Below are 24,955 nucleotides of genomic sequence, written 5' to 3'. Positions count from 1 at the left end.
TGAAAATAAACGTTAATCAGTAAACTGGTCATGTTTATTTTCAAGATTCCTCAAATCATAAGTTGTTTTTTTATCAGGGACTTTAAACTGATCACCTTTTGGTCTCAGAGAATGGAGTTGTTCATCAGAGAAGTCATAAATTTGAGGAACACCTGTTGGAAGTTCTGTTAACTGGATCTGTTCAGGAGTAAGGTCTTCCAGAAACATGATCAGTGACCTTAAGCTATTTCCATGCGCAACAACAAGTACATGCTCTCCCATTTCCAAAAGAGGAAGGATTCGATTTAAAAAATAGGGGATGACCCTGTCAAACGTGTTTTTCAGACTTTCTCCTCCCGGAGGAGAAACATCATAAGACCTTCGCCAGGTAAGAACTTGTTCTTCTCCATACTTTAATGCAGTTTCTGCCTTATCAAGACCTTCGAGTTCACCATAGCAACGCTCGTTTAATGCTTTATTACTCATGATGGTAAGGGATTGAAAATGGAGCTCTTCAAGTATAATGTCCAGTGTTTTTTGTGCTCTTAAAAGTGTAGAAGTAAAGGCAATATCGATTTTCTCTCCTTTGAGTTGTATTCCTGCCAAATGTGCTTCTTCTTCTCCCTTTTCTGTAAGGCCGACATTTTGCCAGCCGGTAAACCTGTTCTCCAGATTCCATTGAGACTGACCATGACGGATCAATATTAATTTTGCATTCATAATTTATCTCTTAACTGTTAATGTTAAGGCCATTCCTTTTTGACTTTCATTAAACTGCCCGTTGTCGTAAACCAGATTACCATTGACAAATGTGTGCGTTACTTTTGTCTGAAACCTGTGCCCTGTAAGGGGAGACCAGCCACATTTATACCTGATGTTTTCCTTGCCAACTGTCCATCCCGAATGGAGATCAACTAAAGTTAAATCAGCAAAATAACCTTCTCTTATGAAACCTCTTTTGTTGATTTTATAAAGTATGGCCACATTGTGACACATTTTTTCTGCTATTTTTTCCAGAGAAATAAGCCCTTGTTTATAGAATTCAAGCATGATGTATAAAGCGTGCTGAACCATGGGGCCTCCTGAAGGAGATTTGAAGTAAGACTGTTGCTTTTCTTCCCACAGATGTGGGGCATGATCTGTCGTGACAATATCAATCCTGTCATCGATTAAAGCCTGGAGAAGTCCCTTTCTGTCTTTCTCTGATTTGATTGCAGGATTCCATTTAATCAAAGGACCCAAACGTTCATAATCCTGGTCTGAGAACCACAGGTGCTGAACTGACACTTCTGTTGTCACTCTTTTTTCGCATAGTGGAATATCGTTGCGGAATAAGTGGGTTTCAGCCTCGGTTGACAGATGGAGTACATGAAGATAAGCCTCATGTTTAACCGCAAGTTCAATCATTCTTTTTGTAGACTGATAGCAGGCTGTTTCACTGCGGATCAGAGGATGGCAGCTAAAAGGGATTTCTTCTCCATATTTTTCTCTCATTCTTTTTTCATTGGCTTCAATGAGTTGTTCATCTTCAGAATGCACTGCGATAATGGATTTGCACCGGGAAAAGAGTTGCTCCATGATTTCCGGCTGGTCTGCCAGAAGGTTTCCTTTTTTTGTGAAATATAGGCCATCATCAGAGAGCCCAATAAAAGCGGAAGTATCGATGCTGAGGATTTCCTCAATGTTGTCTGCATTTATGCCCATAAAAAAAGAATAGTTGGCCAGGGATCTCTCTGATGCAAGCACATACTTCTCTTTAAGGTTTTTTATGCTGAGCACATTTGGTATGGTATTGGGCATATCAATAAAAGAAGTAACCCCACCGGCAACCGCCGCTTTGCTTTCCGTATACAGGTCTCCCTTATGGGTTAATCCCGGTTCTCTGAAATGGACCTGTCCATCAATAATACCGGGAAATAAGTATTTACCGGTTCCGTTGATTACCTTGTCAGCGGGTTTGGAATCAATCTGACCTATTTTTTTGATCATGCCATTTTCCATCATCAGATCGGCTATAATGATTTTCCCTTCATTCACAATGGATACATTTTTTATGATCATACCTTTCATGCCTTAGGACATTTTTTGCATTAACCGGGTTGTTAAGGTTTGTTCTCCGGGTGTCCAGCCGCATGCGGTCAGTTCTTCTGTTTGTAAGGCATCAAGCACACGAAGGACTTCAGCTACGTTCCTGCCAACATTCATGGGGTAGATACTTACCCATTGAATAATTCCTGAAGGATCAATAATAAAAGTGGCTCTGTATGCCACTTTTTCGCCGGGATTCAGAATACCCATTTCTGTTGCCAATGATTTTGAGGTGTCTGCGAGCATAGGTATACTCAACTGAGCCAGCTGAGGTTCGTGCTGCCTCCATCCGAGATGGACGTATTCTGAATCGGTAGAAGCACCAATCACTACGGCATTCCGCTGAGAAAATGCCTGGGCATTTTTATCAAAATCAACGATTTCAGTCGGACACACAAAAGTGAAGTCCTTAGGCCACCAGAACAGGATAGTCCATTTGCTATTTCCGGAAGCATAATTCTGCTCAAGATCGATAATCTCCATTCCATCTTCAGTGGTAATGACTGCCTTTTTGCAAAAAACCGGAAGTTTGTCGCCTATCGTTAAAGGCCCCTGACGCTCGTTGTTGTTTTGTTCTTTTATTAATGTTTTTATTGAATTGCACATGTTCTTTATAGTTTGTTTTTTAATTAATCGGAAACTTCCTGGTTTTTAAAATTTGAAACAGATCTTCTAAATTCTTTTTATTGCCATTGTTGGCTTCAATGAAACTGACGTACTCAATTGTTGCCCGCTTTAGTTCATTCAATAGCTCAACTATACTTATATCAGGTTGCTTTCGAAGATTCAGCAGGTAACGGAGGACCTGCCGGAACATACTTTCTGCCTGATCTTTTAGCCCCATCGCTACATAAGTATGAGCGATATTATTACAGGAAATCACATAAACCTGTATAAAAGGAATGTCTTTTTTGATACATTCTGCCATGTTATTGTTTAAAGATTCTGCCAATTGAAAAGCAGTTTTATACCCTGAAAGCGCATCTTCTAAGATTCCTTCATTGAACAGCTTGCAGGAAGCAAGGGTATTTGTTTTCCAACTGATTTCTATGTTCTGGATATCGGCTGCAGTCATTTTTATATGTTTGTTTATCAGATGTTACACAGCAGGTTTTTGTTGGCAAAATCCCAGTTTACTACTTCCCAAAAGCCATCAATAAATTTATTTCGCTCATTTCGATAGTCAATATAATAGGCATGTTCCCAGACATCCAGCGTTAGAATAGGTGTTTTGTTCTCAGTTAGTGGTGTAGATGCATCTTTTAAAGGAATAATCTCCAGTTTACCTGCCTCGTTCTGAGCCAGCCATGTCCAGCCTGCTCCAAAGAGTTTTAATGCAGTCGTTGAAAATTGATTCCTGAAGGTGTCAAAATCTCCAAAATCCCGATCTATCAATTGTTTGATGTCGTTTTGTGGAAGGCCTCCTCCATTGGGGGAAAGACAATGCCAGAAGAAACTATGGTTCCAGTGCTGTGCGGCATTATTGAAGAGAAGCGTGTTGTTATTGTGGTGACTTTCCAGTAGAATTTGCTCAACTGTTGTTTCTGACAGAGGGTCGTCCTTTGTCAGGTTCTTCAGGTTATTTACATAGGTAGCATGGTGTTTACCATAATGATAATCGAAGGTTTCTTCAGTAATTATTGGAGCCATTGAATCTTTTTGATAAGGCAATTCCGGTAATTGTAGTGTAATGTCCATATGTTATCAGGTTGTAATCAGCTGCGGTTTATTTTTACTTTCAGCACTTTAACCGCTCTTTTTATTTCAGCGATTTTTTTTAGATTTTGTGTCGCCTGATTCATGTTCTTGTGCATCAGGTCTTCTTCACGTAAGGTGTATTCCAGCATTTTCCTTTCTTTTTCCAGTAGTTGAATGACGTAGTCCATATAAATTTTGTTAGTCTGACAGCCGACCGGATTTTGTAGTAAACCGGATTGCAGTTTTGGTATTATGGGGGCTTGAATTGGTGGTTTTCATTTAATGTATCATTGCTCTAATGATGCAAATATAGTAAAGTTAGTTATATCTAATAATTATATTAGATTAATATAACTTATAATTTAGAGTTATCTAAATTTGAATGTGCTGTAAATAGTGCTCCCAGGGCAGATTAATGAGGGGAAAGCTTATGGTTAAGCGAATTGAAAAAAATATTTTACAAAAAGCCTATAAGTAAATGAATATTCATTTATATTTGAACTTCAATTGTAAAGCGATGCGTATCAGAGATGTAAATAAAGTAGAGTTGGTAAAAGAAAAGGCGATCGAGTTGCTCGTTAAGGTCGGTTTTGAAGGTTTTACCATGGGTAAATTAGCCAAAGAATGTGACATTTCAGTAGCCACACTTTACATTTATTACAAAGATAAGGACGACCTGATCCTCCAGGTTGGGATGGAAGAAACGGAAAGAATGGGCGCCTTGATGCTGGAAGATTTCGATCCGGATGCCCCTTTTGCCATTGGCTTGCGGCAACAATGGAAAAACAGGGCTAACTGTATGTTGGAAAATCCATTGTCTGTACAGATGATTGAACAACTGCGGACCTCCACCTATCAGGAAAAGATTTTTGAGCGCCTGATAGAAACCTTTAAATCCACTTTAGGCAGATTCATGCACAATGCCGTACAAAGAGGAGAGATAGAAGCGATGCCATTGGAAACCTACTGGTCTGTAGCTTTCGCCCCCTTGTATAACCTGATCCGGTTCCACAATGAAGGACGGAGTCTGGGCGGCAAACCATTTGTGTTAACCGATGAAGTTCTCTGGGGAACCTTTGATCTCGTATTAAAAGCTTTAAAAAAATAACCTAAAATCCGGCCCTATGGAACTTAATATGAACGATATCCTGCTCTTTAAGACGGACATCCGTACAGAAGGAGATAAGCGCTTAATCGCTAAAGTGATGCAGGAGTATAAAATTGCCAATTGGACAGTAGACCAGGACGACATTGACTGTGTCCTGAGGATCGTCTCCTCCCAGTTGAAACTGAATGATGTCATCAATCTGGTGGTCCATAACGGCTATCAGTGCGAAGAATTAACTTAATTAAAAATTTCTAATGGAACAAACAATCCCTAATCCCAATATTAACATTACCGCCCCTTTTTCGGGCTATCAAAAGCTGGTGATCGCCCTGTTGGCCTTACTCCAGTTTACCATTGTGCTCGACTTTATGGTCCTTGCACCTCTTGGTGACTTTCTGATGAAATCCTTGTCAATCACGCCAAAAGGCTTTGGACTCGTGGTTTCTGCTTATGCTTTTAGTGCCGGCGCATCGGGAATCCTTGCCGCTGGTTTTGCTGATAAATTTGACCGTAAACAGCTCCTGTTGTTCTTTTACAGCGGATTCATTATCGGTACGTTATGCTGTGCCATGTCTACCACTTATGAAATGCTGCTCGGTGCCAGAATTGTAACGGGTTTATTCGGTGGGGTTATCGGAGCCATCTCCATGACCATCGTGACCGATCTTTTTGCCGTTCATCAACGTGGACGCGTGATGGGCTTTGTGCAAATGGCTTTTGCCGCAAGTCAGGTCCTGGGTATTCCGGTAGGACTTTACCTGGCCAATATCTGGGGCTGGCATGCTGCTTTCTTCATGATTGTTGGCCTGGCCATTCTGATCGGCCTGACCATTCTGATCAAGGTAAAACCAATTGACCAGCACCTTGCCGTTCAGTCGGACAAAAATGCCTTTTTACACTTATGGCATGCCGTTTCTAACCGCTCTTACCAGACCGGCTTTCTGGCTACTGCTTTTTTAAGCGTAGGAGGATTTATGCTGATGCCCTTTGGCAGTGCTTACCTGATCAATAACATTAAGATCACCCAGGCAGAGCTGCCGGTGGTATTTATGCTGACGGGAGTGGCGTCTATCATTATGATGCCTTTGATTGGCAAGTTAAGTGATAAAGTAGATAAGTTCATGATCTTTGCTGCCGGGTCGGTCCTGGCTGTCGTATTGATCCTGATCTATACCAACCTGAGCCCGGTGCCATTATGGGAAGTGGTGGTGCTGAACATGATTCTTTTTATGGGGATCATGAGCCGGATGATTCCTGCAACAACACTGACCATGAGTATTCCGGACATGAAAGACAGAGGTGCTTTTATGAGTGTCAATTCTTCCTTACAGCAAGTTGCTGGTGGTATTGCCGCTTTATGTGCCGGACTGATCGTGACTCAGGAAACCAAGAGCAGTCCGCTGCAACATTACGACACCCTTGGTCTGGTCGTTTCTGTCATGGTTTTAATCTGTGGGATTTTCGTCTACAGAGTGAGCGTGATGGTTAAAAAGAAAGAACAGGAAGGCTAATTGCAAAGCGTTCAATATGGAACAATGATTGTTCGATATTGAACGCTTTTTTATAGGATACCCGCCTGATGATGGGTTTGCGGGGCGTTTTTGATTTGGCATTGAAATGGTTTCAAAAGGGTGCTGACAAAGTTTTTGCCCATAAATACTTAACCTGATGTTTAAACTCAACTTAAAGATTGCCTTCCGTAATATCTGGAAAAACAGAAGTGCTTCATTTATCAATGTTGCCGGATTGTCTTTTGGCCTTGCCGGTTTTATCCTGATTTTATTGTACCTGAACTACGAAACAGGCTATGATAAATGGTCTCCAAAATTGAAGAACGTCTTTAAAGTAGGGGTGCATTTTCGCATGGGTTCTGCAGATGAATGGTGGGAAACCATGCCTGCAAGTTTTATTTCGCTGATCAGGGAGAAGTCTCCCGACGTAGAGAGTGCAAGCATTACCGGTTGGGGGAATGAAGTCATTGAGCATGACCGGCAGTTTTATTATGAATTGAGCGCCAGGCAGGCTGACAGTACCTTTTTCAGAACTTTTCCATTTTCTTTCCTCCAGGGAGACATCAATACCGTACTTAATCAACCTAAGAGCGTTGTGGTCAATAAGAAAACCGCACTGATGTTATTTGGGACAGAACAGGTATTGGGAAAGACCATAAAGCTGGGTTTAAAGAAAGAGACACACACCATCACCGGGGTGTGGGACGATGAAAAGAGCAGGACCCATTTCCGCGCAGATGTCATCACGCCTATTTTCATGCCTAAAGAAGAGCATTGGGGCAATTTCAGTCACAATTCTTACATCCGTTTAAAAGAAGGGGTAGATCCGAAAGTGGCTCTTCCTAAACTTACGCGTTTATTTTTGGATGCCAAGGCCCGGTGGTCTGCTAAGAATGACAATAAGGTCGTGACGACTAAAGGACTGCTTACCGAAGCCGAAGCCATGGCAATTTTGGGAGAAGGAAAGGGCAATAAGATGGAATTGATCTATGAGCCGGTAGGCAGTGTACATACCAGTTCTGTTTTTAACGGAAAGAGTAAAATGACCACGATGTATGTTTTGTCTGCATTAGCGGTATTTTTACTGGTTATTGCTTGTATTAATTTTACCAATCTGGCCATTGCTCATGCCGGGAAACGTGCCCGTGAAATCGGGGTGAAGAAGGTATTGGGTGTAGAAAAAAGAATGCTGGTAGTTCAGTTTCTGTTCGAAACTTTTCTGCAGACTACCTGTGCTTTTTTATTGGGATTAACATTAGTGGAGCTGTTCCTGCCATATTTCAATAGTTTACTAGATGCCCGGCTCAGTTTTTTTGGTGCCGGGAATGCATTAACCCTGTTCTTTCAGGTGGGTATTGTATTTATTCTGGTGACGCTTTGTGCCGGTCTGTATCCGGCAGTTTATTTTTCCGGATTTCTACCTGTTAAAGTGCTGAAGGGAAATTTCGACCGTAGTGCAAAAGGTGTACTCATCAGAAAGGTGCTGGTGGTTAGCCAGTTTGTCATTACCTGTACTTTTATCATCTGTTTTGCAGTGATGTTTAGTCAGCTTAAGTATATGCGCAACAAAGATATTGGGCTGCAAAGGGCTCAGGTTTTGTCTGTCAATGTACAAACAGATCGGATCAAAGATATGCCTGCTGATAAATTTGAACAAATCCGCGAAAGACTGAAACATATTGAAGGCGTAAAACAGGTGACACTTTCCAGTCGCTCTCCCTGGGGTAGCGGGGGCAGTTCGGGGGATTTGAATTACCTTGGACAAAGCCTGATGGTACAGGATTATTACATTGGTTTTGATTATTTTGAAACGCTCGGCGCTGTTTTAAAAAGTGGCAGAAGCTTTTCCAGTACAAAATTCAGTGCAGATACAACGAACATAAGCTCGGTAGTTAATGAAGCGCTGGTAAAGGCACTTGGCCTCAAAAAGCCGATTGGAGCTGTTTACGAACGCGGAAGTATCAACTACCGGATTATTGGTGTCGTAAAAGATTTTAATGACCAGGGCTTTGAGACGGAGGTAAAACCATCGCATTTCATTGTGAGTCAGCGCTGGTATCAATACGGAAACCTGCTGTTAAGTATTCATGCTGAAAATCCCCAGGAAACTTTAAAAAAGATTTCTGAAGAGTGGGCAAAGATCGAACCTGGCTTGCCATTCAGGTCACAATGGCTCGACGATTCTTTTGCCGGAAGGATGAAAGATTACCAGCGTCAGGGAGTGTTGATGCAGGTGTTTAGCATCGCTACGCTGTGCATTGCTTTACTCGGGCTTTTTGCTTTAGCTACTTATAATGCCAAGGTTAGAACGCGGGAAATTGCTGTCAGAAGGGTCCTGGGGGCTTCCACTTCCGGAATTTTAAGGCTCCTGAACAAAGAGTTTGTGGCATTGGTTGCTGTGGCAAATGTCATTGCTTTTGTGATCGCTTACCTGTTGATGAACAAATGGCTGAATGGTTTTGCGTATCGCATAGATGTGCCTATCCTCTTGTTTATCCTGACCGGATTCCTCTCCATGTCATTAACCATTCTTACCGTAAGCTGGCAAGCTTATAAAGCAGCAATGACCAATCCTGTGGATGCCCTGAAATATGAATAATTAGAATAGCTGGATCGTAGTGGCATTTTGTGCCGCTGCGGGCGTGCTCATTTTCTTTTTCAGCAGTTCATGGATCTTCTTCATTAATAAATGAGGATCTTCCCAATTGCCGGCTTCCGCTGCGATTTCTGTAGCGGTACGCATTTTATACAACTTGTTCTCTGCAGACAGGCGGTGTTGCTGAAATAAATGAACCAGTTTCTGATCCGATTTACTTTTAGGTTTACCACGGATCTGTTTATTCAGGGGATTGATCACCTGCAGGCTGATCTCTTTTGCAAAGTAATTGAAGGCAGCTTCAATTCTTGCATGAATGGCTTTATGGTCCTTCAGGCCGCTGTCTTTCTGTAACTGACGAAGCTGAGACTGGAAACGTAAGGAAAGTTCCTGAAGGGCTTCTTCTGACCTGTTCAGGCTTCCGATCATTGACCTCAGTTCTGCATCGTTGGACTTCATGATCTCATGGTCTGAGGTGACCGTATTCAAAGACTCAATGACATCCTGGAAAGAGAATACATTGGTAAACAAATGAATGATATACCTTTCCTGACTTAAAGCTAAAAGCTCGCTGAGTGCCCCCTCATTTCCGGTATTCATGTAATTCAATACTTCGATGTTGGAACGCAGGCTTTCCTTATTGATTTTGGAACGCAGGATTAACCCGTTTAAGGTACGGACCCTGCTTAAGGCCACATAGACCTGCCCGGAGACAAAGGAGTTTCCGGCATCGATGATGGCACTGTCAAAGGTTAAACCCTGACTTTTATGAATCGTTACTGCCCAGGCCAGTTTGATCGGGAACTGATAAAATTCTCCTACCTGTTGCTGGACAATGGCCTGGTTTTCGTTGGCTTTGTATTCAAAGGATTGCCAGGAAGCCCTTTCTAAAAGTAAATCTTCCTCATCAGGGAATGAAATATAGATCTCTTCGCCTGCGATGGATTTTACTTTTCCAATTTTACCATTGTAAAACTTTCTGTTTTCACCGGTATCGTTCTTGATGAACATCACCTGGGCACCTATTTTTAAGCGCAGGGATTGTTCTACAGGCAGGGTCTGGATATTGAGTGTCCCGTCTACCTGTCCTTCAAAAATATAATCTTCCCCTTCCAGCTCGTCCAGTTTCTCGTTGTTAACCGCATTGGCCTCTGCATTATGGGAAGTAATGATAATATGGTTAGATCCTTCAGCCTGTTTGAAATCAGGATCGAAGCGTTGGTTCAGAATATCCAGTCTGGCATCAGCAATCTGGTTGTTCCTGATGTCGTTCAGAATGTCTACAAATTCCGGTTCCGTTTGCCGGAATACTTTTTTAAGCTCTACCTGTAGTAAAGGATGTTGTTTCACTACCGTAGCTTCAAAGAAATAAGGGGAGGGGTACACTTTGCTGAGCAGGTCCCAGTCTTCTCTTTTTGTGACGGGAGGGAGCTGGAACAAATCTCCGATCAGCAATAGCTGAACCCCGCCAAATGGCGCATCATTTTTTCTGACCATCCTGAGGATGGCATCCACGGCATCAATCACGTCACAGCGAACCATAGAGACCTCGTCAATGATCATCAGTTCCAGTTCTGTTAACAGGCTTTTTCTTTCTCTGGAATAGTTGAGTTCTGTGAGCAGGGTCTTGATCGAGACTACGCCAGCCCTTAAGCTCGCCAGGTTTACATCTCCCGGGAAAAAAGATCCCGGAGGAAGCTGGAACAGGGAGTTGATGGTTACTCCCTTGGCATTCATGGCTGCAACGCCTGTCGGGGCAACAATAACGGTCTTCTTTGCAGTGGTTTCTTTTATTTTTCTGAGTAAAGTGGTCTTTCCCGTTCCGGCTTTTCCGGTAAGGAAGATACTTTGATTGGTATATTCAATAAAGGAGATGACTTTCTCAAAAATTTCATTAGAAGTGTCCACAGTGCTCATATCTGCAAATTTAACCTAAATTTTCTAATGAATAAGGAAGTTATGGCAATGATTTGAGGGCTTGCGACACAATTGTTTGACTGGCAGGGAATTCATATTGATGATCACCGGGAAGGAGCTGGATTTTAAAGTTTTTAAGCTGAAGTTCGTGTAAAGGTTTGGGGTTTTCGTCGATGCCATAATAACAATAGATGGGAATTTTGATCTTTTCCACTTCGGGAGCCACCTTATAGGCTTTATCATCTCCGGCCAGGTTGAGCAGATCGGAAGTGTGTACTTTAAAAGCGGTGCTGGCAAAAGGGGAGAGCATTTGCAGCGACATCACCCTTCTCTTTGCACGGAAGGGAAGGCGGTTGTAAATAAAGGGCAGCACATCCGCACCAAAAGAATAACCACAGATATAGATTTCTGTTGCCTTGTATTTTCTGCGGTAGCTGCGGAGGAGCAACAGGAAATCTTTAGTCAGCTCTTCCGGGCTTCTCTGGTTCCAGAAGTAGTTTCTGGAATTAAAGCCTATGGTATGGAAACCCTTTTCTGAAAATTGACTGGCCAGCTCATCTTCGAAGTCCAGCCAGCCTCCATCACCGGAAAGAATAAAAACCATTTTCTTTGAATTTGGTTCGGCAGAAGGGTAGAGGATAACGGGGAGGTCATAGTCGTAACGCTCGAGTCCGGCATGGTTGGTTTTTCTATTCCGGAGAAATATTCCACAACCGGAAAATAAAAGCACAATAACCATAGCGATACCAATTTTCCAGTGACCCATTCTCTTTTTTATACTTTATTTTTTTGCTGCTGCAGATCTCAAATTAAAATTGTAAATTACGGAAAAATCATCCTATCTGCCCCTTACGAATTCCACATTTTTTGAGTTATCCACAGCAAAGAAAAGTTATCCATCCCGTATGGATTTAGGAATGAGCGAGTTAGGAAAAAGGTGAGATTTTCCATCCGAATGTTAGTAAATTTTATGATCTTCGCACTCCCAAAACAACGGGCCCATCCGCTGTTTGAAAATTGTAAACCGTAAAAATTAAAGAAGAACTATGCAAAACACTTGTACTCAAGTATGGAATAACTGTCTCCAAATTATAAAGGATAATATCCCGGCCCAGAGCTTTAAAACCTGGTTCGAGCCGATATCTGCCCTTAAGCTGGATGGTAGCGTTTTAACCGTACAGGTACCTAGTTTATTCTTTTATGAATGGCTTGAGGAGCACTATGTAGCGTTATTGCGCAAGACCGTTAAACAACAGCTTGGCACAGAAGGAAGATTGGAGTATAATATTGTGGTGGATAAGTCTACCAATGGGGCTTTACCGTACACCACTAATATGCCATCAAACGGAAGTATGTCTTCCACGAACAGGAAGCAGTCAATGCCTGTTCCGGTAAATGTTAACAGAGATATTAAGAACCCATTTGTGATTCCGGGATTGAAGAAGATGAATGTAGACCCACAACTGAATTCGAATTATACCTTTGATACTTTTGTTGAGGGTGACTGTAACCGCCTTGCCCGTTCGGCAGGACATGCGGTATCCGCAAAACCAGGAGCGACCTCCTTTAACCCGCTAATGATCTATGGAGCTTCAGGTCTAGGCAAAACTCACCTTGCACAGGCGATTGGAAATGAGATCAGACAAAATCTTCCTGATAAACTGGTGATCTACCTTTCCTGCGAAAAGTTCTGTCAGCAGTTTGTGGAATCTTTGAAAAACAATACGATCAATGATTTTGTGAATTTCTATCAGGCCATGGACGTGATCATCATGGATGATATCCACAACTTCGCCGGTAAAGAGAAAACACAGGATATTTTCTTCCACATCTTTAACCATTTACACCAGTCTGGTAAGCAGATCATCATTACTTCAGATAAATCGCCTAAAGACCTTACCGGTCTGGAAGAGCGCTTGCTGAGCCGTTTCAAATGGGGACTTTCTGCGGATCTTCAGATCCCTGAGCTGGAAACCAGAATCGCGATCTTAAGAAAGAAAATGTATGCTGATGGCATCGATCTTCCTGATGAAGTAGTGGAGTATGTAGCACACAATATTGACAACAACGTTCGTGAGCTGGAAGGTGCAATGGTTTCGCTATTGGCACAGTCTACGATGAACAAAAAGGAAATCGATTTGCAACTGGCCAAGTCAATGCTGAAGAACTTTATCAAGAACACCAGCAAAGAGGTTTCTATGGATTATATCCAGAAACTGGTTTGTGATTACTTTGAGGTTCCGGTGCATTTATTGAAAGCGCCTACCCGTAAAAGGGAAATCGTGCAGGCACGTCAGATTTCGATGTACCTGTCTAAAGGAATGACCAAATCTTCACTGAAAACGATCGGTGCATTTTTTGGGGGCAGGGATCACTCTACAGTAATTTATGCCTGTCAGACAGTAGAAGATCTGATCCAGACAGATAAGACCTTCAGGGCTTATGTGAATGACATTGAGAAGAAACTAAAAATGAGCTAGCCGGCCATTATACATAAACAAAAAAGGGGCAGTTTTCATATCGGAAACTGCCCCTTTTTGTTGGTGTTGTTACTTATTCTTTTACCCTGGTAAATTTATAGGTGATTCCATAATAAGGCGTATAATCTGGTCTTGGCCAGCCCTCAGCTTTGTAGAATTTCGCGAAAAAGTCGGTGGGGATGTATTCATGAAAATAAATGAGCATGTTGTCGTCGTCCAGTTTTTCCAAACCAATAAATACATTGCCTGTTTTTATTTTTGAAGCAGAAAAGAGGGTATTTACCCCGTTTACCATAAAATAAGGAATATCAAAGGTCGTGAAGGTGGAGTAATCCTCGAAATCGCGTTCAATATGATCAAATACTATGCTGTGTTCCGGGCCGCTAAAGAAGTTCTTAAGACTGCCTTTTAAATGGGGGATGATTTTATTGGTGTTTCCATCTTCGATGAATTCAATCACATCAGAGAGGTCGTTTTTATCAGGCAGGGAATTGATGTACTCCGAAGCCTCAAATATTAGCGGGAATACGTCTCCATTGGTAATCCCAACTGGTTTCCATTTTCCAAGCAGGTCCTGGAATTTCAACTGCGTGACATTACAGCTGAAGGTTTTGAAAGCACCGACATAGTATAATTCAGGTTCTACGGTTGGAACGCCAAGCTCCAGGTATGCCTTTTTGGAACCATCAGCACCCAGTGCCAGGAAATCCAGCACAATGCTTCCCCGCCTTTCCCCGGCTTTGATTTTTATACTTTTAACATTGCCCTCTATGTTGAAATTTTTTCCAGGTATGGCGGTGCTTTTGGCCAATATTGAGAAGGGGATTTCAATGTCTTTGGAAGCCCTGAAGTCAATTCCGCTGATTTCTCCTTTCAACTCCACAGTAACGTTCATTTTGCCAAGTAATGAGCCTGTGGAGCGGCTAAAGGAGTACATAATTTTCTCTTTAGGCTCTATAATGATTATGGTTTGTTTCTTATCACCAGTGCCATATCCGCTAACTGCCGGTAGTTCTATTTTTATCTCTCTGCCGGGGTTTAAATTGGATTTTGGGATGGCTGTGATTTTAGCACTCGTTTGTCCCGCCTCAAAAACAAATTCTTTGACCGGAAGTTCATAATCTTCGCCCAATACCGCCGAACCTGAAATTACCGCCGGAACTACCAGCCTTGAACCGGGAGCCACCGAAGCTTTCAATTCGATTTCCAAAGGTGCTGAGGCCTTCATCACATAAATTGATCTCCCAAAATTAAGTTTCGCAGCGGAGGGGTCATTGTCTTTCTTTTTACAGGAAAACAAGACACAAACTGTCAGAAGCAGGGTAAATAAGTAAGTTGATTTTCTCATTTTCTTTTGAATTTTATGTGCTGTCCTGTTATAATCCTGTTGCATCATTGTACTCTTCCAGGCGTTTGTTGATCAGTTCTCTGTCGTCATTTGACAATAGTGGCCCTTTTTGCAGCAGGTATTCCGAATTGTTGTCGCCGGTTTTTGGGACCAGCTCATTGCTTTTGCTGCAAGCGCAAAAGGTCGTGCCGGTAATCAATAGTAGCAGCAGGAAACTTGTTTTGATCCGTTTATTCGTATTCAGGCGCGTAGCGTGATAAACATTTCTCTTTTTCATATTAATAGCCCTCATTTTGAATGATTAAACCAGGATTCAGATTGACGTCTTTTTTATAAATAGGGTAGGTATACAGGAATTTTTGAGTGGTATATTTCCGGCCTTCATAGGGCGCCCAGAATTCCGGTCGTCCATTTCGTTTTAACTCAAACCAACGGTCGCCCTCCATGTAAAGCTCTTTTCTGCGTTCACAAAGGATCGCAGAGATCAGTTTACTCAATGGTTTTCCGGTTGCATCTACTTTGATCAATTGGGGATATACATTTGGGAGATTGGCTTCAGTATACGCGATATAGTCTTTTGTGATGCGTTTGGAGCGCAGGCGGTTCAGGTAGTTTAAAGCCTGTGCATTGTCGTTCTTATGGGCATAAGCTTCGGCGAGAATCAGGCACATTTCCTCACTTTTGAGGTTTGCTGTAATGGTTTTGGTATTGATTCTTTTCTTATTAATTACATTCGGATACCGGATGTCGTTCCCCTTTTCTGTGAACGTTTCTACAAACTCCTTGCTTACCGGACGGGTCACCATATCGCTTTTTACGGAAGCGATTATGAAAGTTCCATCCTCAGAATCAGTTGTATAAGACCTGATGATGATGTTTTCAGTGGGCGTTAATTTGGAATTGATCATGGCCACATAACGGTCTGCAGAAACCATGGGATAGGCGTTGAGTACTTCATCGGCATATTTGATGGCATTGTCCCAGTCCTGAGTCCAGAAATATAGTTTCGCGAGATAGGCCTTTACTACTTTTGTGGTAAAGAGGTAGTCTTTATCCTCCACATTGTAGCTTAACGCTTCCCGAAGGCTTTTGGCAATGAAATCTACGGTTGCTTTTAAATTAGCCCTTGCCGGTTTGGCTTCCATATTGAACTCATCTATGAGGGGTAAGCCTAAAGTGGCTTCGGCATTGCCAGTCTCATAAGGGGGGCAAAAGCGGATCATGAGGTTGTAATAATTTGCAGCCCGCATGGCATAGGCCGTTCCCAATACTTTTTTTGCCAGGGCAGATTCTTTATCTGCCATATTCCCGATGATGACGTTATAATCCCTGATTTTCTCAAAGGCAACTGCATACTCCATTTGGGTGGTATTCACTTTTGCCCCGACATAATAGGGTGTACCGGCATTAATCGTACTGGAAAGTGCCACATCCAGGTTGTCGGAGAAAAACTCCAGCTGCATGAGTGTGTTTGCATTGCCGATAACGGTTTCATCCACTCCCTTATCGATCATGTCCAGTTGGGTATGCAAAAGGATGGCATATTGCTCAGGTGTTTCGGGAATGACATTTCCCTTTGGTTTTACATCAAGGTATCGTTTACAAGAGCTGAAGAGGACCAGCAGGCACATCAGACAGCAAATTCCTATTTTATTCATCATTTTAAAATTAAAGACCAACATTAACACCAAAGCTTACAGAACGGGAGATCGGATAAGTTGCTCCCGGTGTTTCGGGATCCATACCATCATAATTCGTGAACGTAAAAAAGTTGTTCATCGAGAGGGAGAAAGCTACACTGGATAGTTTTATCGGTTGCAGCATTTTAGCCGGCAAATTATAGCTCAGTGTTATGCTCCTGATTCTCAGATAAGACAAGTTTTTCAGATAGGCCCCTCTGGTAATATCGGGATCCATTGGGTTGTAATATTCGAAATCGTATTGTTTTCCGAATGGGTCCCAGATCCTTGGATAACTTGCGGCATCTGTATTTTGCGGGGTCCAGCGGTTGGAGGCATTTTTTCTCACATTCAGGTGTTGTGCATACAAATCATTCTGGAATACCTGTGTAGATTGGTTGACTGTTCCTTTTCTTGCTCCGACATATGATGCCGGAGGAGGAAGGTATTCAAAGCTCTTCGCTCCCCAGGAATAGTTTCCGCCAACATTCAATGCAAACGATTTGTAGTTTATTCCTACATTAAAGCCTCCGGTATAGGGGGCAGTTTCAGTGCCCAGATAGTACCGGTAGTTGTCGGCCTTATTCAGGTCTGTAGATTTGTTGATTACTGCATCCGGGCGGAGCTGATAGAGGTATAGCCCGGTTTCTGGATCGATACCTGTATGTTTTCCGCTAAACACCGGGTTCAGGGGATAGCCCTCCCAGATGTTTGACCGGCCCATGCTGGAATACGGTGCATTAAAGTGTGTGACTTTATTCAGGTTGTAGTTAAAGTTAACCGATAGATTGAGCTTAAAATCCTTTGTTACAATTGGCCTTCCGCTTAAGGTAAACTCCAGACCTCTGTTTTCCAGGCTTGCTGCATTGTATTCCTGGTTCTCGAATCCTGTGGTAGATAAGGTTTGTGTAGTCGTGACCAAATCATCGCTCTTGCGGTAATAGGCTTCAAATAATCCGTTCAGACGGTCGTTAAACAATCCGAAGTCGAGGGAAGCTTTTACATCATATGTTTTTTCCCATCTCAATAGAGGATTCGGGGCTGAAAGCACATCACCCATCCGGTAAGTGTTGCCGTTGATGTTTCTGACCTGATCTAAATATTTCAGAATGAGCTGTGGGCTAACGACTTTACTGATGTTTCCAGTATAACCTGTAGAGAGGCGGAGTGTTGCCCTGCTCAGGATAGGTTTTAGTGTAGCCATAAAGCCTTCTTCCGCCAGGTGCCATCCAAAACCTGCAGCCCAGGTTGGGTTGAACTGTTTATCGTTGCCAAAATACGAGCTCCCGTCTGCACGGAAAGAGAGGTTGAAGATGTATTTTTCATGAAGCCCAAGTTCTGTTGCGGCATAAAAGGATACAAAACGGTTTTCCGCGAACAGATCTCCTGAAGCCCGGTCAATTGCGGCCAGGTAACGCTGCAAAACATCGTAATCTATGGTTTTATTGTCTGTTGGCGGGGGTAAAGGCGTATTTGTGTTTCCTGTGATGGGATCATAACCATATCTTTTGCTATAGCCACCTTTGGTATCAGAGGCCTTCATCTCAGAACCAACGTAGGCCGTCAGGCTGTTGTTTTTACCAAACTGATCTCTATAGGCAAGTTGTCCCCTCAGCAAATATTCATTGCTGTTGGTATGGGTCTGATTGATACTGGCATATTGTTTCTTGTTGTACTCATCCAGCGAAAGACGGTTGTCAAAGGCAGCTTTGGTATTGATGCCAAAGATTTCATTTAGTGTGTTACTGATGAATTTATAAGATCCAAGGGATTCAAAAGTAAATTTGTTGCTCAGTTTTACATCTACGCCTGCAGAGATTAAGGTCTGGTTTTTCCTGGTCAGACTACTGGTTTCATCCATCTCACGCATGATGTTAAAACCGGTTTCCGGGATCACAGGCTTAGTAGCAACAGAAAGAGGATCATTCAGCTGGTTGAGTGAATAATACGTTTCATCATTGCGATAACTGCCATCTGCATGGTAAGGACTTTCATAGGTGTTCGCGAAATAGGCATACTTGAATGGATCCACCCGGTTCAATGCAGGTGATTTCGATTTGAGGGCATAGTAGTCAATACCAATTTTAATTTTTACCGATTCAACAGGATTGATGTCCAGATTGGTTTTGAAATTGTACCGGTTGTAATCGTTTTTTTTCACCAGTCCGGCATTATCAACATACCCAAAAGAGGTATAATACCCATACTTATCACCACCACCACTCAGAGATAAATGTTGGGTATTGGACAATGAGTTGCGAAAAAGCAAGTCATATCCGTTTTCATTGATCTGTGCATATCTGGCCAGTTCAGCATCTTGTTGTGCAGCATTCATGCCTGCAAATTGTCCTTTTCCGGAACGGACCATGCCCGTAATCCCGATGACGGGGTATTTGACCATTGGATTGGTTTTAGACTCCAGAAAGGCTTTTGCAGAAAACTCATCCCATAATCCTTGTTCAAAAGCTATTTTCTCCGCAGAATTCATCAGACCGGCATCACGCTGAGGAGCAGTACCTACGGTCAGCAGGCTGGAATAATTTAAGCGCATTTTTCCCGCTTTACCCCGCTTGGTAGTCACCACAATTACGCCACCAGCAGCACGGGAACCATAAATGGCAGCTGCAGAGGCATCTTTTAGTACAGTGATGCTTTCAATATCGTTGGGGTTAATCCCCGCAACTCCTGTCAGGAAAATGTTGTCCAGACTTCCTGATTTGATCTCGGATGAAGAGGGAATATTAGGCGGATTGTCCTGTAATGGAATACCGTCAATCACCCATAGTGGTTCAGCATCTCCGGAAATTGTACTGGTTCCTCTGATCCTTATTTTTTGTGCAGTTCCCGGTTGTCCGGATTGCGCGGAAACAACCACTCCTGGAATTTGTCCCTTGAATATGTCATCTACGTTAGGGAATGGCTTATTGGCAAATACTGTTGAATCCAGGGTGCTGGTAGATCCGGTCATCATCTTTTTGCTGGTTTTGGTATAACCGGTAATCACGACATCGCTTGCCAGAATACTTTTGGAAACCATTTTAACGTTGATGAACTTCATACCGGACTGAACCTGTACTTCCTGACTTTCCATCCCTATATAGCTAAACAGGAGTATTCCGCCACTTTCGGGAAGGCTGATGCTGAAACTTCCATCTCCATTGGTAGAGGCAAGTACCTTGTTTTGTGATTTTAGCAGAACATTGACTCCCGCCAGTGGATTGTTATACTCATCTACAACTTTACCTTTAATATCCATGAGTACAAACCGTTGATTTCCGGTAAGTGTACTGGCCTTCCTTTTAACGAGGACGGTGGTATGGTCTATGGTATATTCCAGGGGTTGATTTCTGAATACCTGATCCAGGACTTCTTTTAAATCTGCATTTTTTACATGTACACTTACTGTAGTGGCATGCTGTAAAATAGAGTTGGTGAATACAAAGCCATATCCGGTCTGATCACTGATCTGATCAAAAACGGTAGCCAGCCTGGCATCCCTGAGGGACAACGAGATTTTCTGTCCATAGCCTGCCGCACTGACCTGCATGATCAGGGCGAATAAGAGCAGAGTGGTTAACTTCATAACTCTCCATATTTTATACTGCACATGCGGGGCGCATAGCATTTGGGTGCATAATTTGTACATTTGTTTAGGTTCGGTAGGCGCTGATTGCCTTGTATTTTCCAGATCGCGGCTTTCAGCAGTTTGTTGATAGTTTATATGATTTACAGACATCCGTACTCGCCAGTTCGATGGCAATCGAACTGGTTTATTTTTGGATTTCAGGTAGCATTATTGCATCACGATTACCCTCCTTCCTTCAATTTTAAACTGAACGTCACCGGAATAACTCAACATCTTCAATACTCCTTTAAGGTTGATCTGACGGGAGATATTCGCAGAAAATTTTTCTTCAGATATGGGGCCCTGGTAAGTGATTTCAACGTTATACCAGCGACTTAACTTAGTCATAACTTCATCTATGCGTTCTGCGTCAAAACGGAAATAACCATTTTTCCAGGCTACAGCGGTTTTTAAATTTGCAGACTGAATCCTGAACTGACTGGTCCTGGTATCCAGGACAGATTGTTCTCCGGGTTTGAGGTATTCATGGATTCCCTTCCCGGAAATGCGGACACTTCCTTCTAAAAGGGTAGTGGTGTTGCGGTGTTCCTCCGGATAACTGTTGATATTGAAATGCGTACCCAGCACCTCTACATTTTGATCCTTGGTTTGTACAATAAAAGGGAGGTGCTGGTCTTTTTTAACTTCAAAATAGGCCTCTCCGCTGAGTTTAACAGTCCGGTTGTGTCCTGTGCCTGAAAAAGTAGCAGGGAAACTGACTGAGCTGGCCGAATTGAGCCATACTTTGGTCCCGTCGGAGAGCATCACCTGGTAGGTTCCGCCTGCGGGAGTCTGGATGCTCAGCTCCTGAGCACCTCTTGATCCGGGAGCGCTAAGGGCAGTCCCATCGTTATAGGCAAGTTTTCCGGCATGGATGACGAGGCCTGTTTTTGTTTCACTCAGCTGGATCTGCCCGCCACCGGCCAGTTTCAATATGGCTGTATTTTTTCCCGGGCCAATGTCATTAAGGGATTCAGGATTGCCTGTCCGTACTTTCTTTGTCTGGTACGCATAAAAACCAATCCCTGCACCAAGGGCAAGAAAGAGGATCGCTGCAGCAGCAATACTTCGCCAAAGGATGTTTTTTACCCTGGGACGTTCCGGCTGGCTACTGATTTGATTGAAAATACCTGTTGCACGGGCCAGGTCCATATCCTGAAGTTCGTGCTCAGGAATGGCATAGTAACTGGCATGCATCAGTTCCTTAAGGGTATCCTGCAGGGATTCATCAGCCAGTATTTCCGTCCAGGCCAATTGTTCTTCATCGCTTAAATTATTGTTCAGGTATTGCTGGTATAAATAGGCGACCTTATCTTTTTTTATGCTCATGCGCTTTTTTTCGGCCTTTACTGATCATCAGCAAGCGGCTTTATGATAAAGACGAACAAGAGCATAGCTCCGGAGTAGTGGAAATGAAAAAATAATTACAGGAGCTTCAAAATGATGAGGGCAACGGCAAGATCAGTATGCGTATTCATATAAACACGCAGGGATCGCAATGCCTGCTGCATATGGGTTTTAACGGTAAGGGGAGATATGTTCATTTCGGCTGCGGCCTCTTCATACTTCAGGCCTTGCTGACGGCAAAGCTGGTAAACGCGTTTTTGTTGTGTGGGCAAGCGCTCAATACCCGCCTGAAGCAAGTCGTTGGTGTCCTGCAACAAGATCAGTTCCTCCGTTTCATTATGGCTTTCCGACCAGTTTTGTGTCCTGATGTGGTTGCTTTTAAGCGCTTTTGCCGTTTGCCGGAGTACATCGAGACACTTGTTCCGGCATATGGTCACCAAATAAGGTTCCAGATGACTGACCTTATTGAGTTCATCTTCCATGAGCCAGATTTTCAGAAAGGTTTCCTGCACGATTTCTTCCGCCAGCTCTGCCGATTTTAACAGCCGCAGGGAAAATGTGTAAATCCGCTTTCGATACTTGTCGTACACCAGCCTGAATGCAGCCTGATCCCTTTCCGAAATCCTACGCAACAACTCAGCTTCAAGGTGGAGGGGGCTAACTGACATGTAGTTTTAATCCTATGATTCTAAAAATGTGGACATTATTAGAGTAATAATAGTTAAAAAATTCAATACTAAATGAAATGGCGTCATCCGGAAGAAGTCTCTGATTTATCTGATGGAGGAAGATCTGGTTTTTATTTGTTCCGTTTTCAGGTTGTAAAAGGGCCTTTTCAGCCTTGTAATTAATGATATGGTAACAGCTGCTTAATGTTTCCCGGTCCCTGTAAACCTACCTTTGCGGCACATTACTAAAACAAAAATCCCTAAGAAAAATGAACAAACAGATGAAAAACTTTCTTTATCTAATGATTGCAGTTGCTTCGATGTCCTGCAGTAAAGATGACAAAACCGGAACACCCGTTGAGGTGCTGCCAGAAGGCTACAAAACTGAAAACGTAGTGATTGTAGTGATCGACGGGCCAAGGTATTCAGAGACCTGGGGAGAAGCGAACCGGATTTACATCCCAAACCGCAACCAGATGTTAAAGGACGGTGGAGTGATGATCTCTGATTTCAGTAACAACGGACAAACGAAAACGAATCCGGGACATGCAGCCGTGTTAACCGGTAAATATCATGATATTGACAACAGCGGAATTGCCAACCCGAATACGCCTTCAATTTTGCAACAATGGTTAAAGTTTACCGGCAAACCGAGCTCGAAAGCATGGATCATTGCAAGTAAAGACAAATTGAATGTATTGAGTAATACTTCTAATGCAGAGTGGAAAGATAAATTCCGTCCAAGTTTTGATTGTGGTAGCGTGGATAGCAAAGGAAAAACGGGTTACCGTACGGATGAGGAAACGATGGAGGTGATCAAAACCGTAGTGAAAAGGGACCAGCCAAACCTGTTGTTTGTGAACCTGCTGGGACCTGATTCCAGAGGGCATGAAAACAATAAGCCAGGATATCTTGCTGCGATCAAAAGCACCGATGTCCAGCTTAAAGAAATCTGGGATCTGTTTCAAAATGATGCGCGTTATAAAGGTAAAACAACCCTGATTGTAACCAACGATCATGGTCGTCACTTAGATGGCGTAGCAGATGGATTTGTAAGCCACGGTGATCAATGTGCAGGTTGCAAGCACATTGAGTTCTTTGCCATTGGCCCTGATTTCAAGCAAAACTTAACCTTAAATAAGCCTTACGAGCAAAAAGACATTGCCAGCACTGCCGCTAAATTATTGAATTTGCCTTTAGTGCTCAACGAAGGTAAAGTGATTACCGATATTTTTAAATAAGCCCTTTTACAAAGGAATTTTGTAAGCCTCATTGCTGTGCAGTATCAACTGTCTGGCAATGGGGCTTTGTTCTATCTGGTCTTTTAAGCATAGAATAGCTATATTTAGTTTATGAGTACATTTGCCGACAGAATCATTGCGTTTAATAAAAGCCTGGAATTTACAGGAAGTTTGCCGGAGGGGATCAGAATTATGAACCCCTTTAAAGAAAGCCCTGTTGCTTTAGCCTCTTCTTCTGCTTTTTACCGCAAATATTACAGTGATGAGTTGCCCCGGCATTTGATTTTGGGGATCAACCCCGGACGTTTTGGTTCCGGCCTGACTGGTATTTCCTTTACAGATCCCAAGCGGCTGGTGGCCAATTGTGGGATTGATTTTCCGGGGCCGATGACCCATGAGCCTTCCTCAGAATATATTTATGAAATGATCAAAGCCTTTGGCGGCGTAGAAAAGTTCTATCAACAGTTCTATATCCATTCCATCTGCCCTTTGGGCTTTACCATCATGGGGGAGAACGGAAAAGAGACCAATTACAACTACTATGACAATAAGGCTTTATCAACCGCGGTCTATCCTTTTATTGTAAAGAATATCCAGACCCAGATTGCGATGGGCTTTGAAACAGATGTTTGCCTTTGTTTTGGAACAGGGAAAAATGAAGCCTTTTTTAGAAAGCTGAATGAGGAGTATCGTTTTTTTAAGAAAATCATCGCCCTGGAACACCCAAGATATATTATGCAATATAAATCGAAGTCCAAACCCGAATATATTGATAAATATCTACAGGCTTTTAAATTATAAAGTTGCCGGTTTGGAAATCACAGCATGTGATATCCGATAAGGAAAAAACGGGCTTGAGAAAACTGCCAAAAGTTTTTACTGAACAGGGGGGGAGCCCTTAGCGAAGTTTCAGGGTTTTGTTACTGTAACTGGAGATTTCTGCCAGCATTCTGATGTCTGTAATCATGATCTTCCTACCCTCAGTATAAAGGATACCCAGTGTTTTAAATTCCTTCAGGATGCGGACCAGGTTTTCTTTGGCAATACCCGCCATATTGGAAAGGTCACTTCTGGAGATGTTAATGGTATCTTCATTGGCTTCCTCATTTTTATATTTCTCTCTTAATACGATCAAAGTGATGGCTACCCGTTCCCGGGCTGTTCTTTGGGTAAATACAGAAATGTTATTAGTTAAGACGGCATATTCATGGCTCATATTCTTCAACAGGCGTTGAGATAAGATCACCGAACTGTGTAATACCTCCAGGAAATCTTCTTTAGGAATAAAGGCAATAATGCAGTCTTCTATTGCAGTTGCAGAGTCGGGGTAACGATCTTCGGCAAGGATGGCGTGATATCCAATCAGCTCAGAACTACCTGCTACATAAATGATCTGTTCCCTGCCATCGCGGTCTACCTTATACTTTTTTACGATTCCTTTTTGGATGTAAAAGATCCCGGAAGGAACAGCACCTTCCTTAAAGATGACATCTCCTTTATTGTAGCTCTCTACAGTCATGTTGACGCAAAGGCGGTCATGATCTTCTGTAGGAATACTTTTCAGTATAGATTGTGATTTAAAGTTCCACTGATCAATTGGAAAAATTCCGGATAGGCTCATATTCTCGTTCTCTGTACTTTACTATTGAATCCAATGATCAATACTTTTT

General features: G+C 42.7%; 22 protein-coding genes. 7 read left to right on the top strand and 15 right to left on the bottom strand.

Annotated features, from left to right (window positions below):
• Positions 1–12: 12 nt before the first annotated feature.
• From BUC20_RS28265 to BUC20_RS34005, 6 genes are read right to left on the bottom strand one after another with little or no spacing between them, the layout of a single operon-like run.
• The gene (locus BUC20_RS28265; RefSeq protein ID WP_073236359.1) at positions 13–699 is read right to left on the bottom strand and encodes a 2,3-bisphosphoglycerate-dependent phosphoglycerate mutase; all 687 of its coding nucleotides are present in this window, start codon (positions 697–699) and stop codon (positions 13–15) included.
• A gap of 3 nt (positions 700–702) precedes the next feature.
• Complete coding sequence (locus BUC20_RS28260) at positions 703–2,049, bottom strand: dihydroorotase (protein WP_073236356.1); 1,347 nt, start codon at positions 2,047–2,049, stop codon at positions 703–705.
• Positions 2,050–2,052: 3 nt separating this feature from the next.
• Positions 2,053–2,673, bottom strand: coding sequence for a peroxiredoxin (locus BUC20_RS28255; protein ID WP_073236353.1), 621 nt, complete (start codon positions 2,671–2,673; stop codon positions 2,053–2,055).
• A gap of 19 nt (positions 2,674–2,692) precedes the next feature.
• Entirely contained in the window at positions 2,693–3,142 is a 450-nt protein-coding gene (locus BUC20_RS28250) for a hypothetical protein (protein WP_073236350.1), read from the bottom strand.
• Positions 3,143–3,159: 17 nt separating this feature from the next.
• Positions 3,160–3,765 carry a superoxide dismutase gene (locus tag BUC20_RS28245; RefSeq protein WP_073236347.1) on the bottom strand — a complete coding sequence of 202 codons (606 nt, stop codon included), beginning with the start codon at positions 3,763–3,765 and terminating at the stop codon, positions 3,160–3,162.
• Positions 3,766–3,782: 17 nt separating this feature from the next.
• A complete protein-coding gene (locus tag BUC20_RS34005; RefSeq protein ID WP_159441176.1) occupies positions 3,783–3,953 on the bottom strand; it encodes a hypothetical protein in 171 nt (56 codons plus the stop codon).
• 290 nt (positions 3,954–4,243) lie between these two features.
• Between BUC20_RS34005 and BUC20_RS28240 the strand changes: the two genes are divergently transcribed.
• From BUC20_RS28240 to BUC20_RS28225, 4 genes are all read left to right on the top strand, one after another.
• Complete coding sequence (locus BUC20_RS28240; protein ID WP_234994611.1) at positions 4,244–4,873, top strand: TetR/AcrR family transcriptional regulator; 630 nt, start codon at positions 4,244–4,246, stop codon at positions 4,871–4,873.
• A 16-nt stretch (positions 4,874–4,889) separates the two neighbouring features.
• Complete coding sequence (locus BUC20_RS28235; protein ID WP_073236342.1) at positions 4,890–5,114, top strand: hypothetical protein; 225 nt, start codon at positions 4,890–4,892, stop codon at positions 5,112–5,114.
• 13 nt (positions 5,115–5,127) lie between these two features.
• Positions 5,128–6,384 carry an MFS transporter gene (locus tag BUC20_RS28230; RefSeq protein ID WP_073236339.1) on the top strand — a complete coding sequence of 419 codons (1,257 nt, stop codon included), beginning with the start codon at positions 5,128–5,130 and terminating at the stop codon, positions 6,382–6,384.
• A gap of 157 nt (positions 6,385–6,541) precedes the next feature.
• Positions 6,542–8,983, top strand: coding sequence for an ABC transporter permease (locus tag BUC20_RS28225; RefSeq protein ID WP_073236337.1), 2,442 nt, complete (start codon positions 6,542–6,544; stop codon positions 8,981–8,983).
• Here the strand turns inward: BUC20_RS28225 and BUC20_RS28220 are convergent, their stop codons facing one another.
• Both BUC20_RS28220 and BUC20_RS28215 read right to left on the bottom strand, forming a co-directional pair.
• Positions 8,984–10,897: an ATP-dependent DNA helicase gene (locus tag BUC20_RS28220; protein WP_073236334.1), complete on the bottom strand. Its 1,914-nt coding sequence runs from the start codon at positions 10,895–10,897 to the stop codon at positions 8,984–8,986.
• A 40-nt stretch (positions 10,898–10,937) separates the two neighbouring features.
• Entirely contained in the window at positions 10,938–11,663 is a 726-nt protein-coding gene (locus BUC20_RS28215; RefSeq protein ID WP_073236332.1) for an AcvB/VirJ family lysyl-phosphatidylglycerol hydrolase, read from the bottom strand.
• Positions 11,664–11,943: 280 nt separating this feature from the next.
• Here BUC20_RS28215 and dnaA point away from each other — a divergent pair, with 280 nt between their 5' ends.
• Complete coding sequence (gene dnaA / locus BUC20_RS28210) at positions 11,944–13,377, top strand: chromosomal replication initiator protein DnaA (RefSeq protein ID WP_069377393.1); 1,434 nt, start codon at positions 11,944–11,946, stop codon at positions 13,375–13,377.
• A gap of 73 nt (positions 13,378–13,450) precedes the next feature.
• Here dnaA and BUC20_RS28205 read toward each other — a convergent pair whose 3' ends face one another.
• The 6 genes from BUC20_RS28205 to BUC20_RS28180 all read right to left on the bottom strand — a co-directional run bounded on the left by BUC20_RS28205 (position 13,451) and on the right by BUC20_RS28180 (position 22,044).
• On the bottom strand, positions 13,451–14,725 hold the full coding sequence (locus tag BUC20_RS28205) for a hypothetical protein (protein ID WP_073236710.1): 1,275 nt from the start codon (positions 14,723–14,725) through the stop codon (positions 13,451–13,453).
• Positions 14,726–14,753: 28 nt separating this feature from the next.
• Positions 14,754–15,002, bottom strand: a complete 249-nt coding sequence (locus tag BUC20_RS28200; protein ID WP_073236329.1) for a hypothetical protein — start codon at positions 15,000–15,002, stop codon at positions 14,754–14,756.
• Position 15,003: 1 nt separating this feature from the next.
• Entirely contained in the window at positions 15,004–16,386 is a 1,383-nt protein-coding gene (locus BUC20_RS28195) for a RagB/SusD family nutrient uptake outer membrane protein (protein WP_084529396.1), read from the bottom strand.
• A gap of 7 nt (positions 16,387–16,393) precedes the next feature.
• Positions 16,394–19,987, bottom strand: coding sequence for a SusC/RagA family TonB-linked outer membrane protein (locus BUC20_RS28190; protein ID WP_159441175.1), 3,594 nt, complete (start codon positions 19,985–19,987; stop codon positions 16,394–16,396).
• 210 nt (positions 19,988–20,197) lie between these two features.
• Entirely contained in the window at positions 20,198–21,358 is a 1,161-nt protein-coding gene (locus tag BUC20_RS28185) for a FecR family protein (protein WP_084529361.1), read from the bottom strand.
• A 95-nt stretch (positions 21,359–21,453) separates the two neighbouring features.
• Positions 21,454–22,044, bottom strand: coding sequence for an RNA polymerase sigma factor (locus BUC20_RS28180; RefSeq protein ID WP_073236326.1), 591 nt, complete (start codon positions 22,042–22,044; stop codon positions 21,454–21,456).
• A gap of 281 nt (positions 22,045–22,325) precedes the next feature.
• Here BUC20_RS28180 and BUC20_RS28175 point away from each other — a divergent pair, with 281 nt between their 5' ends.
• Entirely contained in the window at positions 22,326–23,285 is a 960-nt protein-coding gene (locus BUC20_RS28175; RefSeq protein WP_073236702.1) for a sulfatase-like hydrolase/transferase, read from the top strand.
• A 111-nt stretch (positions 23,286–23,396) separates the two neighbouring features.
• Positions 23,397–24,086 carry a uracil-DNA glycosylase family protein gene (locus tag BUC20_RS28170; protein WP_073236324.1) on the top strand — a complete coding sequence of 230 codons (690 nt, stop codon included), beginning with the start codon at positions 23,397–23,399 and terminating at the stop codon, positions 24,084–24,086.
• 97 nt (positions 24,087–24,183) lie between these two features.
• On the opposite strand, the gene BUC20_RS28165 is transcribed toward BUC20_RS28170, so the two are convergent.
• Positions 24,184–24,906, bottom strand: a complete 723-nt coding sequence (locus BUC20_RS28165) for a Crp/Fnr family transcriptional regulator (RefSeq protein ID WP_073236321.1) — start codon at positions 24,904–24,906, stop codon at positions 24,184–24,186.
• Positions 24,907–24,955: the final 49 nt, after the last annotated feature.

Origin of the sequence: Pedobacter caeni (genome assembly GCF_900129215.1) — a bacterium.
In the GTDB taxonomy this organism is placed as follows: domain Bacteria; phylum Bacteroidota; class Bacteroidia; order Sphingobacteriales; family Sphingobacteriaceae; genus Pedobacter; species Pedobacter caeni.
Note: the sequence above shows the minus strand (reverse complement) of the source record. Positions and strands in the feature narration are given on the sequence as shown.